The organism is Pseudomonas sp. IT-93MI4 (assembly GCF_949767635.1).
Classification (GTDB): Bacteria; Pseudomonadota; Gammaproteobacteria; order Pseudomonadales; family Pseudomonadaceae; genus Aquipseudomonas; species Aquipseudomonas putida_A.
This window is the reverse complement of the sequence record NZ_CATKPP010000057.1, coordinates 232,861-248,569: the sequence shown is the minus strand read 5'-3', so window position 1 is coordinate 248,569 and position 15,709 is coordinate 232,861. Positions and strand designations below refer to the sequence as shown.

Annotated in this window: 19 protein-coding genes; 9 read left to right on the top strand and 10 right to left on the bottom strand. The window is 60.4% G+C overall.

Annotated features, from left to right (window positions below; genetic code table 11):
- The first annotated feature begins 82 nt into the window (after window positions 1-82).
- Complete coding sequence (locus ACM6I7_RS25600; protein ID WP_414889499.1) at window positions 83-1,429, top strand: class II 3-deoxy-7-phosphoheptulonate synthase; 1,347 nt, start codon at window positions 83-85, stop codon at window positions 1,427-1,429.
- Window positions 1,430-1,546: 117 nt separating this feature from the next.
- On the opposite strand, the gene ACM6I7_RS25595 is transcribed toward ACM6I7_RS25600, so the two are convergent.
- Together ACM6I7_RS25595 and ACM6I7_RS25590 are read right to left on the bottom strand one after the other, a co-directional pair.
- The gene (locus ACM6I7_RS25595) at window positions 1,547-2,773 is read right to left on the bottom strand and encodes a winged helix-turn-helix domain-containing protein (protein ID WP_414889498.1); all 1,227 of its coding nucleotides are present in this window, start codon (window positions 2,771-2,773) and stop codon (window positions 1,547-1,549) included.
- Between the two features lie 64 nt (window positions 2,774-2,837).
- Window positions 2,838-3,059, bottom strand: coding sequence for a DUF1127 domain-containing protein (locus ACM6I7_RS25590; protein WP_007964812.1), 222 nt, complete (start codon window positions 3,057-3,059; stop codon window positions 2,838-2,840).
- A gap of 96 nt (window positions 3,060-3,155) precedes the next feature.
- Here ACM6I7_RS25590 and ACM6I7_RS25585 point away from each other — a divergent pair, with 96 nt between their 5' ends.
- Window positions 3,156-4,010 carry a LysR substrate-binding domain-containing protein gene (locus tag ACM6I7_RS25585; RefSeq protein ID WP_025113145.1) on the top strand — a complete coding sequence of 285 codons (855 nt, stop codon included), beginning with the start codon at window positions 3,156-3,158 and terminating at the stop codon, window positions 4,008-4,010.
- Here the strand turns inward: ACM6I7_RS25585 and ACM6I7_RS25580 are convergent.
- Complete coding sequence (locus ACM6I7_RS25580; RefSeq protein WP_027613445.1) at window positions 4,000-4,749, bottom strand: sulfite exporter TauE/SafE family protein; 750 nt, start codon at window positions 4,747-4,749, stop codon at window positions 4,000-4,002. The two genes, ACM6I7_RS25585 and ACM6I7_RS25580, sit on opposite strands and share 11 nt — an antisense overlap.
- 110 nt (window positions 4,750-4,859) lie before the next feature.
- Here ACM6I7_RS25580 and ACM6I7_RS25575 point away from each other — a divergent pair, with 110 nt between their 5' ends.
- The 3 genes from ACM6I7_RS25575 to ACM6I7_RS25565 all read left to right on the top strand — a co-directional run bounded on the left by ACM6I7_RS25575 (window position 4,860) and on the right by ACM6I7_RS25565 (window position 7,094).
- The gene (locus ACM6I7_RS25575; RefSeq protein ID WP_096794959.1) at window positions 4,860-5,816 is read left to right on the top strand and encodes a LysR family transcriptional regulator; all 957 of its coding nucleotides are present in this window, start codon (window positions 4,860-4,862) and stop codon (window positions 5,814-5,816) included.
- A 73-nt stretch (window positions 5,817-5,889) separates the two neighbouring features.
- Window positions 5,890-6,354: a MarR family winged helix-turn-helix transcriptional regulator gene (locus tag ACM6I7_RS25570; protein ID WP_096794958.1), complete on the top strand. Its 465-nt coding sequence runs from the start codon at window positions 5,890-5,892 to the stop codon at window positions 6,352-6,354.
- A 320-nt stretch (window positions 6,355-6,674) separates the two neighbouring features.
- Window positions 6,675-7,094 carry an organic hydroperoxide resistance protein gene (locus ACM6I7_RS25565; RefSeq protein ID WP_333989037.1) on the top strand — a complete coding sequence of 140 codons (420 nt, stop codon included), beginning with the start codon at window positions 6,675-6,677 and terminating at the stop codon, window positions 7,092-7,094.
- Window positions 7,095-7,284: 190 nt separating this feature from the next.
- On the opposite strand, the gene ACM6I7_RS25560 is transcribed toward ACM6I7_RS25565, so the two are convergent.
- On the bottom strand, window positions 7,285-7,854 hold the full coding sequence (locus ACM6I7_RS25560) for an elongation factor P (RefSeq protein WP_003226785.1): 570 nt from the start codon (window positions 7,852-7,854) through the stop codon (window positions 7,285-7,287).
- Window positions 7,855-7,902: 48 nt separating this feature from the next.
- Window positions 7,903-9,045, bottom strand: coding sequence for an elongation factor P maturation arginine rhamnosyltransferase EarP (gene earP, locus ACM6I7_RS25555; RefSeq protein ID WP_414889497.1), 1,143 nt, complete (start codon window positions 9,043-9,045; stop codon window positions 7,903-7,905).
- A 124-nt stretch (window positions 9,046-9,169) separates the two neighbouring features.
- Between earP and ACM6I7_RS25550 the strand changes: the two genes are divergently transcribed.
- Both ACM6I7_RS25550 and ACM6I7_RS25545 read left to right on the top strand, forming a co-directional pair.
- Window positions 9,170-9,580 carry a hypothetical protein gene (locus ACM6I7_RS25550; RefSeq protein ID WP_041069540.1) on the top strand — a complete coding sequence of 137 codons (411 nt, stop codon included), beginning with the start codon at window positions 9,170-9,172 and terminating at the stop codon, window positions 9,578-9,580.
- A gap of 2 nt (window positions 9,581-9,582) precedes the next feature.
- On the top strand, window positions 9,583-10,065 hold the full coding sequence (locus ACM6I7_RS25545) for a GreA/GreB family elongation factor (protein WP_003226791.1): 483 nt from the start codon (window positions 9,583-9,585) through the stop codon (window positions 10,063-10,065).
- A gap of 9 nt (window positions 10,066-10,074) precedes the next feature.
- Here the strand turns inward: ACM6I7_RS25545 and cysB are convergent, their stop codons facing one another.
- From cysB to ACM6I7_RS25520, 5 genes are all read right to left on the bottom strand, one after another.
- A complete protein-coding gene (cysB, locus tag ACM6I7_RS25540; protein ID WP_007908591.1) occupies window positions 10,075-11,049 on the bottom strand; it encodes an HTH-type transcriptional regulator CysB in 975 nt (324 codons plus the stop codon).
- Window positions 11,050-11,162: 113 nt separating this feature from the next.
- Entirely contained in the window at window positions 11,163-11,666 is a 504-nt protein-coding gene (locus ACM6I7_RS25535) for a universal stress protein (RefSeq protein ID WP_027613453.1), read from the bottom strand.
- A gap of 98 nt (window positions 11,667-11,764) precedes the next feature.
- Window positions 11,765-12,670, bottom strand: a complete 906-nt coding sequence (locus tag ACM6I7_RS25530; protein ID WP_027613454.1) for a 5'-nucleotidase — start codon at window positions 12,668-12,670, stop codon at window positions 11,765-11,767.
- Window positions 12,671-12,698: 28 nt separating this feature from the next.
- The gene (locus ACM6I7_RS25525) at window positions 12,699-13,655 is read right to left on the bottom strand and encodes a putative 2-dehydropantoate 2-reductase (protein ID WP_414889496.1); all 957 of its coding nucleotides are present in this window, start codon (window positions 13,653-13,655) and stop codon (window positions 12,699-12,701) included.
- On the bottom strand, window positions 13,656-14,042 hold the full coding sequence (locus ACM6I7_RS25520) for a thioredoxin family protein (protein WP_414889495.1): 387 nt from the start codon (window positions 14,040-14,042) through the stop codon (window positions 13,656-13,658).
- On the opposite strand from ACM6I7_RS25520, the gene ACM6I7_RS25515 reads away from it, so the two are divergent.
- Both ACM6I7_RS25515 and ACM6I7_RS25510 read left to right on the top strand, forming a co-directional pair.
- Window positions 14,041-14,484 carry a PilZ domain-containing protein gene (locus ACM6I7_RS25515; RefSeq protein ID WP_414889494.1) on the top strand — a complete coding sequence of 148 codons (444 nt, stop codon included), beginning with the start codon at window positions 14,041-14,043 and terminating at the stop codon, window positions 14,482-14,484. The two genes, ACM6I7_RS25520 and ACM6I7_RS25515, sit on opposite strands and share 2 nt — an antisense overlap.
- 129 nt (window positions 14,485-14,613) lie before the next feature.
- Entirely contained in the window at window positions 14,614-15,690 is a 1,077-nt protein-coding gene (locus ACM6I7_RS25510; RefSeq protein WP_027613457.1) for a 3-deoxy-7-phosphoheptulonate synthase, read from the top strand.
- Window positions 15,691-15,709: the final 19 nt, after the last annotated feature.

Here is a 15,709-nt window from a genome sequence, read left to right as displayed (position 1 = left end):
GTCGGTGATGGGGCGGGAGCAGGTCACGCACTAATTGCTGCTACCATGGGCTTCCCGTGCGTAGAACCAATTAGAGACCGTGATGAGCCAACCGTGGAGCCCTGACAGCTGGCGCGCCCTGCCGATCCAGCAACAACCCCAATACCCTGACGCGGCGCATCTGCGCCAGGTCGAGCAGACCCTGGCCAGTTATCCGCCGCTGGTGTTTGCCGGAGAAGCGCGCGAGCTGCGCCGTCAGTTTGCCGAAGTGACTCAGGGCCGGGCGTTCCTGCTGCAGGGCGGCGATTGCGCGGAAAGCTTTGCCGAGTTCTCGGCGGCGAAGATTCGCGACACGTTCAAAGTATTGCTGCAAATGGCGATCGTCATGACCTTCGCCGCCGGTTGCCCGGTGGTCAAGGTCGGGCGCATGGCCGGCCAGTTCGCCAAGCCGCGCTCGGCCAACGATGAAACTATCGAAGGCGTGACCCTGCCGGCCTACCGTGGCGACATCGTCAACGGTATCGGCTTCGACGAAAAGAGCCGCGTGCCGGATCCGGAGCGCCTGCTGCAGTCCTATCACCAGTCCACCGCCACCTTGAACCTGTTGCGCGCCTTCGCCCAGGGCGGCTTTGCCGACCTGCATCAGGTGCACAAGTGGAACCTGGATTTCATCGCCAACTCGGCACTGGCCGAAAAATACAGCCATCTTGCCGATCGCATCGATGAAACCCTGGCGTTCATGCGCGCCTGTGGCATGGACAGCTCGCCGCAACTGCGCGAAACCAGTTTCTTCACCGCCCACGAAGCGCTGCTGCTGAACTACGAAGAAGCCTTCGTGCGTCGCGACAGCCTGACCAACGATTACTACGATTGCTCGGCGCACATGCTGTGGATCGGCGACCGCACCCGTCAGCTCGACGGCGCTCACGTCGAATTCCTGCGCGGGGTGAACAACCCGATTGGCGTCAAAGTCGGCCCGAGCATGAACCCGGATGATCTGATTCGCCTGATCGACGTGCTCAACCCGGACAACGATCCGGGGCGCCTGAACCTGATTGCGCGGATGGGTGCGAACAAGGTTGGCGATCACCTGCCGGCGCTGATCCGTGCGGTGCAGCGTGAGGGCAAACAGGTGCTGTGGAGCTCCGACCCGATGCACGGCAATACCATCAAGGCCAGCAGCGGCTACAAGACCCGCGACTTCGCGCAGATCCTGGGTGAGGTGAAGCAGTTCTTCCAGGTGCACGAAGCCGAGGGCACTTATGCCGGCGGGATTCATATCGAGATGACCGGGCAGAATGTCACCGAGTGCATCGGTGGTGCGCGGCCGATCACTGAAGACGGGTTGTCGGATCGTTATCACACCCACTGTGACCCGCGGATGAATGCCGATCAGTCGCTGGAACTGGCGTTTTTGATCGCGGAAACCCTGAAACAAGTCCGCCGCTGAATCAGTCAGATTTTTAGCGTCGGGCAGGCCGCCTTCGCGAGCAAGCCCGCTCCCACAGTGGATCTGTGTCGTACACAAAACCCATGTGGGAGCGAGCCTGCTCGCGAAGAGGCCAGCTCAGTCACTACAGATTTCAGCCAATGCCACCCGCAACCGCCCCGCACTCTCGCGCTGACAATTAAGCTGCACTCGCGCAAGCCCCAGCCAATCGGCCATCTGCCGCAAATTCAACGCCAGCGCCAGCATCCCCTCTTTGTCCAGCCCCGGCTCTTCCTCGTGCACTGCATGCACCGCCAATCGTCCCGACGCCCGCTCGGCGCGCAGATCGACCCGCGCCGCAATCCGCTCATTGTGCAGAAACGGCAACACGTAGTAGCCGTAGACCCGCTTGTCCTGCGGCGTGTAAATCTCCAGCCGATAGCGGAAGTCAAACAAGCGCTCGGTGCGACTGCGCTCCCAGATCAGTGAATCAAACGGTGACAACAGCGCACTGGCGACGACTTTGCGCGGGACTTTCGGCTGCGGCAGGCAGTAGGCGATCTGTCGCCAGCCAGCGACTTCGCAGGTCTGCAACTGCCCGTCCTCGACCAGCTCCGCCAGACGCGGGCGCGCATCGCCAGGGTTCAAGCGGAAATAATCGCGCAGATCCTTTTCCGTGCCGACGCCCAATGCCTGGGCCGCGTGCAGCAGCAGACCACGCTGCGCTTCGGCTTCATCCGGCAACGGCTGCTGTAGAATCGATGTCGGGATCACCCGCTCCGGCAAATCATACAAACGCTCAAAACCGCGGCGGCCGGCGACGGTCACTTCACCGGCGGCGAACAACCATTCCAGCGCATGCTTTTCCGCGCTCCAGTCCCACCATTGCCCGGCCTTGTCCTCGCGAGTCGACAGACTGCCGGCGCCCAATGCACCGCGCGCCTCAACCGCGCTTAAAACCCGGCGCACGACGTCCTGCTGCTCAAGACCAAACTTCGCCAGTTGCTGATAGATGTCTCTGCCAGTTCTGGCCCGCTGCATCCGCCACCCCATCAACGGATACATCGCCAGCGGCAGCAACGACGCTTCGTGGCCCCAGTATTCGAAGAGCGTGCGCCGACGCCCCGAACTCCAGGCAGCCTGGTCGAGCAGATCGGAAGAATAGGAACCCAGACGGGAAAACAGCGGCAGATAGTGCGAGCGCACCACGGCGTTGACGGAGTCGATCTGCAACAGCCCCAGCCGTTCGATCAGCCGGTTGAGTTGCGGCGCCTTGACGGTCGGCGGCTGGCGCCCATTGAACCCTTGGGCAGCCAGCGCCAGACGTCGCGCCTGTTTGAGGGAAAAGGCCAGAGTCGCGGGCATGAGCATCTCCTTGTCTGCTCGCAACCTACCTCACCTGAAAGTGGTTTGTGTAGTAAGGCCCTGATCATTTATGCATCGGATCGTCCCAGAACGGCCGGATGGCCTCGTGCTCGACGTCGGCACGGCTGACCCCGATGTCCTTCAGCGCTTCGTCGCTCAGGCTGGCAAGCAACTCGCGTTCTCGGTGCAGTTCGTACCAGCGGCTAAACTTGTGCAGCAGGTCGGAAACGATATGACCGTGGCCGGAAAATTTTGTGTCGTCTACATACTCTCTTTGACCTTTCATCGTGTTGCCCTCCTTGTGGATGGCTCAAGTCTCGCGCTGGCGCTAAGATCAATCCAACGAATGTTTCTGATGGCATTCATCACGGAGATTCATCAATTGTCGGCCTACCCCAGTATCGATACCGATGTCCTGCGCACTTTCGTTGCGATTGCCGATCAGGGCGGTTTTACCCGCGCCGGCGAGATGGTCAACCGCACGCAATCGGCGGTGAGCATGCAGATGAAGCGCCTCGAAGAAGATGTGCTGCAACGTCAGTTGTTCGAGCGCGACGGCCGCCAGGTACGTCTAACCGCCGAAGGCCAGGTGCTGTTGGGTTACGCGCGGCGCATCCTGAAATTGCACAGCGAAGTGTTCAACACGCTGCGCGAGCCGCACATGGTCGGCACCGTGCGCATCGGTACGCCGGACGATTACGTGATGCGGTTTCTGCCGGGGATCCTCTCGCGGTTCGCTCAGTTTTACCCGCTGATCCAGATCGAAGTGCATTGCGAGTCCAGCAAACAGCTGTTGCAGCGCACCGATCTGGACTTGTCGATTGTCACCCGCGAGCCGGGCAACGAGATCGGTCAGTTGCTGCGTAAGGAGCGTTTCGTCTGGGCCGAGGCGCAGAATTTCAGCGCCCACGAGCAGACGCCGTTGCCGCTGGCGATGTTCAACAGTGATTGCTTCTGCCGTTTGTGGGCGTGCAATGCGCTGGACGCGATGGGCCGCGACTACCGCATCGCCTATAACAGCACCAGTCTGTCGGCGCTGATGGCGGTAGTGAGCGCGGGTCTGGCGATCACCGCGCAACTGGAAAGCCTGATCACCCCGGACATGCGCATTCTTGGCGCCGCCGAAGATTTGCCGCTGTTGCCCGAGGCCAGCATCATGCTGATCCGCAACCTGAACAATCCGTCGCCGATCACCGAATGCCTGGCCGAACACATCGTCGAAGGCTTCAAACTTTAAACGCGAGCATCACCGCGCACAGCACCAGAAAACCGCAGAACAGCCCGCGCAGGAGCCTTTCCGGCATGGCGTGGGCGACTTTCACCCCCCAACTGATGCTGGCCAGACCGCCGATGGCCAGCGGCAGGCCGATCATCCAGTCCACTTCGTGATGCACCGCGTAGGTCACCAGGGTCACGCCGGTGCTTGGCAACGCCAGAGCCAGCGACAAGCCTTGAGCAACCACTTGGCTGGTGCCGAACAGACTGGTCAGCACTGGCGTCGCCACCACGGCCCCGCCGACACCGAACAAACCGCCCATGGTCCCGGACGCTGCGCCCAAAACACCGAGCCATGGCCATGAGTAACGCATTTCGGAGGTCACGGCGGTTTTCTTGCCGAACATCTTCAGCAGGTTGTACGCCGAGAGCACCACAAGGAACGCGACAAAACCGATGCGCATGGTTTGCGCATCGATGCCCACCGCCCAGATCGAACCGATCCACGCAAAGCAAAAACCCATGACCGCCAACGGCAGCGCATGACGCAGCTCGATGCGATTGCGCTGATGATAGCGCCACAGCGCCAGCATCACGTTCGGCACCACCATCACCAGCGCCGTGCCTTGGGCGATCTGCTGATCGAGGCCAAACCACACGCCCAGCAGCGGGATGGCGATCAAACCACCGCCGATGCCGAAGATCCCGCCCAATGTGCCAAGGGCGGCGCCAAACAGCAGGTACAACAAAAACTCGATCACAGCGATGTCCTCATCCGTCAGGCGATTCATCCTACGCAGTCGAGGCTGGCGGGGAAACGCACAGCAACGCACAATGGCTATGCCAATTTCGCACAAGCACCGAAACACTAATGAATCCCAATCAGTTGACCGAACAGCTCGGACTGTTTCTCGATGTGCTGGAAAGCGGCAGTTTTTCTGCAGCTTCCCGTCGTCATCCGCTGACGCCTTCCGCCGTGGCGCGGCGCATCGACAGCCTGGAAAGCGCGGTTGGCAGCCAGTTGTTCATTCGCAGCACCCACGCCGTGCGGGCGACCCCGGCAGGTCTGGCGTTTGCCGAGCGAGCACGACGCATCGTCAGCGAACTGCAACTGGCCCGCGCCGAGGCGGTGTCGTTGAGCAGTGCGCCGGAAGGCTTGATTCGCATCGATGCCCCGGCCGCTTTTGGTCGCCGCCATCTCGCGCCGGTCATCGCTGACTTTCTGGTGCTGTACCCGGGCCTCGACGTGCAGTTGCACCTGATCGACAGCTTCATCGACATGCACGGCTCGAATCTGGGCAAAGTCGATCTGGTGCTGCGCGCCGGGCAAATGGCCGATACGCGGCTGGTCGCCACGCCGCTGGCGAGCATGGTGCGCATTGCCTGCGCCAGCCCCGACTACCTCAAACGCCGTGGCGCACCGCGCCATCCCGCGCAGTTGAGTGAACATGACGGGCTGGATTGGGAAGGTCTCGCCCCGCCCTTCGCCTGGCGCTTCGAACTGGACGGGCAAATGCAACTGCATCGCCCCGCGCGCATCCGCATGAGCGCCAACAATGCCGAAGCGCTGGTGTGCGGTGCTCTGGCCGGGCTGGGCATCGCGCATTTGCCGACCTGGCTGGCCAGTGAGTACCTGCTGCGCGGCGAACTGCTGCCGCTGTTCTGCGAGAACGGCCTGCCGCAACCGGAAAGCACCGGCATCTATGCGCTGCGCATGGAACAGCAGACCCACTCGCGCAGCCGTCTGCTTCTGGAATACCTCAAGACCCGCTTCAGCCCGGTGCCACCGTGGGATCTGGCGCTGCAACGCGAGCTGGGCCGACACTAGATCCTGGATAATTATCTGGCGCATTAAACATTCGGGCGCTAGATTCAAGCCCATCACCGAACAAGGCTTTGCCATGACCACCGAACGCGACACCCCCGACAACTGCGATCACCTGCTGCTGGATAATCAGGCCTGCTTCGCCCTGCATTCCACTTCGCTGATGATGACCAAGGTCTACAAGCCGCTGCTGCAAGCGCTGGGCCTGACCTATCCGCAGTATCTGGCGATGATGGTGCTGTGGGAAAAGGATGGTTTGACCGTGGGCGAAATCAGCACGCGGTTGCTGACCGATCCAGGCTCGCTGACACCGTTGCTCAAACGGCTAGAAGGTGAAGGCTTGCTCAGCCGCACGCGCAGTCGTGAAGATGAGCGTGTGGTGATTGTCGAGTTGACCGAGCAAGGTCGAGCACTGCGCGACAAGGCGCAAACCATTCCACAATGCATCCTCGGCGCCAGTGGTTTCACCCTCGAACGCCTGCAGAAGCTTCAATCTGAGTTGCAAGCCCTACGCAACCATCTGCAAAACAGTTTGGCCTGAGCCCGCCACTGTAGGAGTGAGCCTGCTCGCGATAGCGGTGAACGCGCCGCCATCGTGTTGACTGCTGCACCGCTATCGCGAGCAGGCTCACTCCTACAGGTAATCTCGTTGTCTGAAAAATATTTTTCCACGCCTGACCTTCCCGCCATCCTCTCTAAACCGCGCCTTCCAGGCTAACCAAACGAACCAGTCCTTCGTCGAAGCGCATATTTTCCAGAAAATTATCTTGCGCACTAAACATTAGCGAGCTACATTCACCTCGCACTTACTTAGCGCGCAAACAATTAGCGCAAAAACAGACACCCAACGAGGCCCACACCATGCAAACTCTCTACACTGCAATCGCAACCTCCACTGGCGGCCGTGATGGTCGTGCGATCTCCAGCGACAACATCCTCGACGTCAAACTCGCTACCCCGAAAGAACTCGGCGGTGCCGGCGGCGCAGCGACCAACCCTGAGCAACTGTTCGCTGCCGGTTACTCGGCCTGCTTCATCGGCGCACTGAAATTCGTCGCCAGCCAGACCAAACGCAAAATCCCCGACGATGCCTCGATCACTGCTCATGTCGGTATCGGTCAGATTCCTGGTGGTTTCGGTCTGGACATCGACCTGCACATCAGCCTGCCGGGTCTGGAACAAGCCGACGCGCAGACACTGGTCGACGCGGCGCACCAGGTCTGCCCGTACTCCAACGCCACCCGTGGCAACGTCGACGTGCGTCTGCACACCACCGTTTGAGAACAACACCAATCCACTGTGGGAGCGGGCTTGCTCGCGAATGCTTTGTGTCATTCAACACACAGGTTGTCTGACCGGGCCTATTCGCGAGCAAGCTCGCTCCCACAGGGTTCGGTGGTAGACGTGGAATCGCAGACACAAAAAAGCCCGACTCAATGGTCGGGCTTTTTCTTTCCGTAAAAAGCAGTGCTTATTTGGCACGGCCTTTGTAGGAACCGCCTTCGCGGGTATCGATCTCGATCATGTCGCCGATTTCGATGAAGTCAGCAACCGACAGCTCGGTACCGTTCTTCAGTTTGGCAGGCTTCATCACCTTGCCGGAAGTGTCACCGCGAGCGGAACCTTCGGTGTAGTCAACCTGACGCACGATGGTGGTCGGCAGTTCTACGGAAACCAGACGCTCTTCGAAGAACACGGCTTCGCAAACGTCGGTCATGCCTTCTTCAACGAAAGGCAGAACGCTTTCGATGTCTTCGGCGTTCAGTTCGTACATGGTGTAGTCAGTGGTGTCCATGAACGTGTAGGTGTCGCCGCTGATGAAGGACAGGGTCGCTTCTTTGCGGTCGAGGATCACGTCGTCCAGCTTGTCGTCCGCACCGTAAACGGTTTCGGTCTTGTAACCGGTCAGCAGGTTCTTCAGCTTGGTCTTCATGATCGCGCTGTTACGGCCCGACTTGGTGAATTCAGCTTTCTGAACCAGCCAAGGATCGTTGTCGATACGGATCACGGTACCGGGTTTGAGTTCTTTACCAGTTTTCATTGCGAATATCCGAATTTGGATGGGATTTACAAAAATCTAGGCCGCGTATCATATCCAATTTAGGTAAAACTGTACCAGCGCCGTGGCAAGATCCGCCTGCAAGCCTTGTTCCAGACACCATTGCTCGGCGTTTTCCTGCAGTTCTGGCCAGTGTTTACGGACCTGGAGCCAGTGCTCGCCGATCGGTTTCCCGGCACTCCAGGCCCGCCACAGACCGCTCATCGCCTCGGCAGCGGCCGGGGAAAGCCTTTTGGTATAGAGCGCGAGAAAGGCATCGAGCTTGTCGAGGTGAATGTCTTCGTCCTGCTGATAGATGTGCCAGAGCATCGGTCGCCCGGCCCACTGTGCACGGACGAACGAGTCTTCACCGCGCACCGCGTTGAAGTCGCAGCACCACAGCAACTGATCGTATTGATCCTGACGGACGAACGGCAGCACCTGCACCGTCAGCGCCTGACGCACGTCCAGATCGCCGACAGCCAATGCATCGACCCCGAGCCAGTGCGCAACATCACCGAGAATCCGCCCTTCCGGCACCAGCAGATGGGTCGGAGTGCTATCGGCCGCCAACGCATCCAGCCAACTGGCCAGCCCGGCATTTTCGTAGGCAAACAACGAGATCAGCTGTGCGTCAGCTGCGCGATCTACGCCCAGGCCGTGCAGGAATTGTCGCTGCGCAGCCGCGTCCTGCTGAAATCGCCGACGCCGCTCAAGCAGACCGTTTTCACGCAGCAAACCGCCCGTCCCCGGTTGAAATCCGGGAAAGAAAAAGAATTTCTGTACCGACTTGTACTTCACCGACGGCAAACCGTGACAACCGGTGACCCAGTCTTCGGCGCTGAGGTAATCGAGGTTCATCCACAGCGGTGGCTGTTGCCGCTCGGCCATGGCGTCCATGTACGCCGATGGCAGCTGACAGGCAAATGCGGCGATCACCACGTCCGCCGCCTCCGTCTGCGGCCAGTCGCTCGGCCAATGCCGCACCTCGACACCCTGCTGCGATTGCTGCGCCAGGTGGATGTCGATCTCGGGGCAGATACGCTCGAAGGCGCGCAGGTCGTCGACCCACAGGCGCACCGCCAGCCCATGCTCGGCTACCAGTTGCCGGGCCAGACGCCAGGTCACACCGATATCGCCATAGTTGTCGACCACGGTGCAAAAAATATCCCAGCGGGTTTTCGGTACCGGCATGCAAGTCTCCCGTTGGCAAAAGCGCTGATTGTCCGCATAAATGACCTCGCGCAGAAGAGCCGACGGCGATTAATCTTCGTGCGACAATCGCCACTTGCCCGCAATCATCCGCCAGGAGGCAGCCATGCCCTATCGTCCCAATCCGCGTCGCCCGTTGCCCGTTCAGCTTAGCGCGCTGCAACTGACCGGCAGCATTGCCCTGGGCATGTGGCTGGGTTTTCTGGCCATTGCCCTGACTTGCTGGCTGATTTCGCGTTTTGTGTTGACCGAGCAACTGGCACCGGTTGCTCAGGCGGTGCAGCAACTGGCCAAGCCGCCAGCGGCGGTTCAGGTACAACCGGACATTCCGCCACAGAGTCCGCTGTTCGAACAGTACGAAGAAAACCTGCGCAAGAACGAGCAGCAGGCGCGCCTGGATCAGGCTCGCGGCAGCAGTCGCAACCAGTCAAATCCGAAATGCCAGTTCTGGCTGCAACAGGACCAGACCGCGCCGAGCGAAAAGAGCCGCGCCAACGTTTTGCAATTCTGCGATTGATCATGAACAAACACACCGTCCACCAACTGATCCTCGACAAACTGCGCGTCGACCTCGACATCGCCGAACGCGCCGCGCAGACCGCTTACGAAACCGCGACCCACGAAGAGAACATCGCCGAGAACAAATACGACACGCTAGGGCTTGAGGCTTCCTATCTGGCGGCGGGTCAGGCGAAACGGGTCGAGGAAATCCGGCAGTCACTGGCGCTGTGCCAGAACCTGACACTGCGTGCCTATGACGAAAATCGCGGCATCGAGATCGGCGCCCTGCTCGGTCTGGAGGACGAAAAGGGTCGCGAGCAATGGCTGTTTCTGGCCCCGGATGCGGCGGGCCTGAAAGTCGATGTGGTGGGTCAGCCGATTACCGTCATCACCCCGCGCTCGCCGCTGGGCAAAAGCCTGCTGGGCAAGTTCGAGGGCGATGAAGTGGAGATTCTGGTGGCGGGCACCCGGCAACAGTTTGCTGTCACCGAGGTGCTTTGAGGCAGGGTCTTAGTGGACCGGCAGTTCGACGCCGTCGAACAGCTCTTCCAGTTCCTGCTTGTTGTGGCACTGGATGGCTTTGGCCATCACTTCGCGGGTCAGGTGCGGGGCGAACTTCTCGATAAAGTCGCACATGAATCCACGCAGGAAGGTACCGCGACGGAAACCGATCTTGGTGATGCTCGACTCGAACAGCTCGCTGGCATCCAGCACCACCAGGTCGTTATCAAGTTTGGTGTCGACCGCCATCTTGGCGACGATACCCACACCCAGGCCCAGACGCACGTAGGTTTTGATCACGTCGGCGTCGGCCGCGGTGAACACCACTTTCGGCGTCAGGCCACGATGACTGAAGGCTTCGTCGAGTTTCGAACGGCCGGTGAAACCGAACACGTAAGTCACGATCGGGTATTCGGCCAGCGCTTCGAGGGTCAGCTTCGGCAGCTTGGTCAGGGGGTGGCCCTGGGGCACGACCACGCAGCGGTTCCAGCGATAGCACGGCATCATCACCAGATCACCGAACAGCTCCAGCGCTTCGGTGGCGATGGCGAAATCGACGGTGCCGTCAGCGGCCATCTCGGCGATCTGCATTGGCGAACCCTGGTGCATGTGCAGCGCCACGTCCGGGTATTGTTTGATGAAATTGCTGATCACCGGCGGCAATGCATAACGCGCCTGGGTATGGGTGGTGGCGATCGACAGGGTGCCTTTTTTCTCGTTGGAGAATTCCTGGGCGATCTGCTTGATGCTTTCGACCTTGCGCAGGATTTCGCCAGCGGTGGTGATGATGCGCTCGCCGGCCGGAGTGACGCGGGTCAGGTGCTTGCCGCTGCGGGCAAACACTTCAACGCCAAGTTCGTCTTCCAGCAGGCGGATCTGTTTACTGATACCCGGTTGCGAGGTGTAAAGGCTTTGGGCGGTAGCGGAAACGTTGAGGTCGTGGTGCGCCACTTCCCAGATGTAGCGCAGTTGTTGAAGCTTCATATGTATCCCTCAAAGCAGGTAGACGCCACGGGCATCAGCGACGGTATATAACTATATTAATGGTTTGATGAATAAATCTAGAACTTTTTTATCAAAAGGCCATTATTCCCGCTTCAGCGATCCCCCCGGCGCCGGCGCTCCACCAAGGGCACCAGATAAACCGGCACCTTGGCCAATTGCAGGACCCGAGTCGCCGTGCGCCCCAAAGGCGTTTCCGCCCCTACGCCGTGGCTGTGAGTGCCTACGATCAGCAAATCCACAGAGAGTTTCTGCACCTGGTCGAGAATCACCTGCGCCGGATCGCCCTGCACTACCCGAACCGCGCAAATCCGCTGCAGATCCTGCTCGCCCTCGTCGCCCAGCTCTTCGCGAAAACTGTCCAGCACCCGTTGCTCGATATTGGCGATGACAGTTTTCAGACCCTGACTGTGAAATTCGTTCAATGCCTGTTCGTCGAGATAACTCTGCAACACCGACTCGGCAAACAGCCCCATGGGTTCCACTGCATGCACCACATACAAGTCGGCATTGAATGTCCGCGCCAGCGCCAGGGCATGCTGCATCACTAAAGGTGCGTACAGACCGAGGTCAGTGGCATACAGCATCGAACGAATCATATGACCTCCTCGCGTGCCAACATGGCGGAGATTTGATTCAGCTTAGCAGTGCCTTGGCGAGTACGACGTGCGACGCAACGTCTTGAAGCACTGGGGCTTTAGATCGACGGTTCGTTACTGATGCCATGCGGTACGTGACCGGTGGCGACCACTTCGCGGGCGGCCTCGCAGTGGCCGGTCTGATCGTCGAAGAACACATCGGCAGCGAAGGCTTCGAGAAACGCCGATTTGGTCAGCCCGCCGAGAAACAGCGACTCGTCGAGGCGGATGTCCCACTCGCGCAAGGTGCGGATCACCCGCTCATGGGCCGGTGCCGAACGCGCGGTAACCAGCGCCGTGCGGATCGGGCAGTCGTCTTCGGGGAACTCGCGTTGCAGCGCATTGAGTGCCGCCAGAAAGCCCTTGAAAGGCCCACCGCGCAATGGCTCGCGCGCCGACTCGCGTTCCTTGGCCTGAAACGCCAGCAGCCCGCCGGCCTGATAAACGCGCTCGGATTCGTCGGAGAACAACACCGCGTCGCCGTCGAAGGCGATGCGCAACTCATCACTGGCCGCGCGACTGGCGCCGCCGGAGAGAATCGTCGCCGCGGCAAACCCGGCGTCCAGCGCGGCGCGCACATCCTCGGCGTGGGTGGACAGAAACAAGTCACAGCCAAACGCTTTGAGATAGGGATACGGACTGCGCCCGCCGACGAAGGCCGCCCGCGAGATGTCCAGCCCATAATGATCGATCGAGTTGAACGCGCGCAGGCCGGTGTCGGCACTGTTGCGCGAAACCAGAATCACCTCGACCCGGGCGCGGTCGAGGCGACTGTTGAGACTCAGGAGTTTTTCCACCAGCGGGAACGCATCGCCGGGCGCGAGAATTTCGTCTTCGTGTTCAATCTGGTATTGCCGATAGGCTTCGACGCCGCTCGCCAGATAGACCTTATGACTCTCGCTCAGGTCGAACAAGGCGCGAGACGAAATCGCCAGCACCAGTTTGTCATCGATGTTCTTGGCCATGCCTTCCCCCACTCCCCCGAAAACCGACTCAAGTGTTGCGTCGGTCGATAAAACTCAATGTGCGATACAGCGCTTCCATCCGTGGCAACTCACAGCCTGCCGCTTTGGCTGCGGCCAATGGCCGGGCGTAAATCGCTTCCAGCTCCAGCGGCCGTTTATGCAGGAAATCGTGGTACATGCTCGGCCAATAGTCGGGCATTTTCTCGGTCATCATGAACAGGTACTCGGCGTAACCGGGCGGAACGTCGTGACCGCAGGCCTTGGCGCCCTGCACCACTTCGGCCATCAACGCCTGGATCAGCGCGCGACTGTCCCCGTCGGCCATCAGCGGCGTGGTGCCGGCGCCGAGCAACACCGAAAGACCGTTGTAGGGAATATTCCACACCAGTTTCTGCCAGCGCGCCTGTTGCAGATTGGGCATCGCCTGCGAATCGATGCCAGCGGAGCGGAACAGACCGGCACCCTCCTCGACCAGCGCCATGCGCGCCGCTTCATCCGCCGCCGGGCCACTGTGATAGCCGACATTCACCGCACCCAAGGCCTGGTGGGTGATGTGCCCGGGACCTTCGCGATGCACGCAGATCAGGCACAGACCACCGAGCAGATGCAGGGAATCGGGCAGCAACTCGCGCAAGCTGTCTTCGACGTCCAGACCGTTCTGCAGCACCAGCACTTTCGCGCCGGGCCTGGCCGCAGCGATGATCGCCGGGGCCAGACCCGCGCTGCTGGTGGTCTTGGCGCCGACCAGCAACCAGTCGCAAGCCGGCATGTCCTCGGCCTTCGCATACGCCTGCACCGGGTTCAGCGTCAGGGTGCCATGCACGGCACTGTCCACCTGCAAACCACGTTCGGCCACCGCCGAGAATTCACTGCGCAGTAAAAAGTGCACATCGAAACCGGCCCGCGCCAGCATCAGACCGTAAAACCCGCCAATGGCCCCGGTGCCGATAATCCCGATCACCGGTTTGCTGTCTGCTCCCACCATCTATGGCAACTCCTCTGCAATTCGACCCAGTGCCTGCGCCACTGCCGCGTTCAGCGCAACGGCGGTCAGACGCGTGTGCAATGCCCCAAAGAACTCGCCGTCGCGCACCACAAACAGCGCCGGCAAATGAAAGACCTGATAGCGCTCCACCAACCCGCTGTTGTTGCCGGCATCGATCCAGCACAGGCGATCCACCGCCAGCTCGAACCCGGGCAACACCTCTCTGGCATAGCGGCAGCTGGAACAGCCGACGCTGGTGAAAATCACCAGCGAAACGCCGCTCATCGCCAGCAGCCGCTGGTCGGCGTCGAAATCGGTCAGCTCGGATTCGACCACTATACTGGGGGAAACAATGTCAAATGGCCGACACATGGAGTCTGTGCTCATGGGACGTTTCATTCCTCATCCGGACGATGTGCCGGTTGAATTAACCTTGCTCAAGCCCGAGTGTATTTCCAGGCAACAGCTGCACACTATCAGCCTCGGCGGGATCGCTTGCAATTATCACCGCGCGTGGCGACACGGCACGGCGCTGCAAGTGCGCATGCCGACACTCAACGCCGAGATCTGTTATCCGGGCTATGTCGCGTGGTGTCTGCGGCGCAAAAAGGGCTATCTGCTGGGGATCGCGTTCACCGATGAGCAGACGCTGTTCAGTGCCCGGATGGGCGAACAGGTGTGCCAGATCGAGCGTTATTGCCGCATGAACGAGGCCCACGACGATCTGCAGGATATTCAGGCGCTGGCCCTGCAATGGGTCGAACAACACGCCGACGAGTTCTCCCACGACAGCGTGCGCAAGGCTTTTGCCCAGCCAGTGCTGGATTAAAGCGGCGTTTGCCCATTGTCGAGCCGCGTCTGACGCGCTAAGGTTCGGCTCCCCGACGCGCTTAAATCTGCTGTGCTCCGCCGCGCGGGGATCGCTGGCGGCCGGCACCCGTGACCTGACGAGTAAACGATGGCTGATTTACCGATCAACGACCTAAACGTCGCCTCTAACGAGACCCTGATCACTCCCGATCAGCTCAAGCGTGATATCCCTCTGAGCGATGCTGCGCTGCGCACCGTCACCAAGGGCCGCGAAGTCATTCGCAACATTCTTGATGGCACCGACCACCGTCTGTTCGTAGTGATCGGCCCGTGCTCGATCCACGACATCAAGGCTGCCCACGAATACGCCGATCGCCTCAAGGTGCTGGCGGAGGAAGTCTCCGACACCCTGTATCTGGTCATGCGCGTGTATTTCGAGAAGCCACGAACCACCGTTGGCTGGAAAGGCCTGATCAACGATCCGTACCTGGATGACTCGTTCAAGATTCAAGACGGTCTGCACATCGGTCGCCAGTTGCTGCTGGACCTGGCCGAGAAAGGCCTGCCGACTGCCACCGAAGCCCTCGACCCGATCTCCCCGCAGTATCTGCAGGACCTGATCAGCTGGTCGGCCATCGGCGCACGCACTACCGAATCCCAGACCCACCGTGAAATGGCTTCCGGCCTGTCCTCGGCTGTCGGCTTCAAGAACGGCACTGACGGCGGCCTGACCGTGGCGATCAACGCCCTGCAGTCGGTGTCCAGCCCGCACCGTTTCCTCGGTATCAACCAGGAAGGTGGCGTGTCGATCGTCACCACCAAGGGCAACGCCTACGGTCACGTGGTGCTGCGTGGCGGCAACGGCAAGCCGAACTACGATTCGGTCAGCGTCGCCCTGTGCGAGCAGGCGCTGAACAAGGCGAAGATCAAACCGAACATCATGGTCGATTGCAGCCACGCCAACTCCAATAAGGACCCGGCCCTGCAACCGCTGGTGATGGAGAACGTCGCCAACCAGATCCTCGAAGGCAACCAGTCGATCATCGGCCTGATGGTCGAGAGTCATCTGAACTGGGGCTGTCAGGCCATCCCGAAAGACCTCGCCGACCTGCAATACGGCGTGTCGATCACCGATGCCTGCATCGACTGGTCCGCCACCGAGAACACCCTGCGCGGCATGCACGCCAAGCTCAAGGATGTTCTGCCGAAACGTCAGCGCAGCTGATCAGCGTTTCACGGGCATA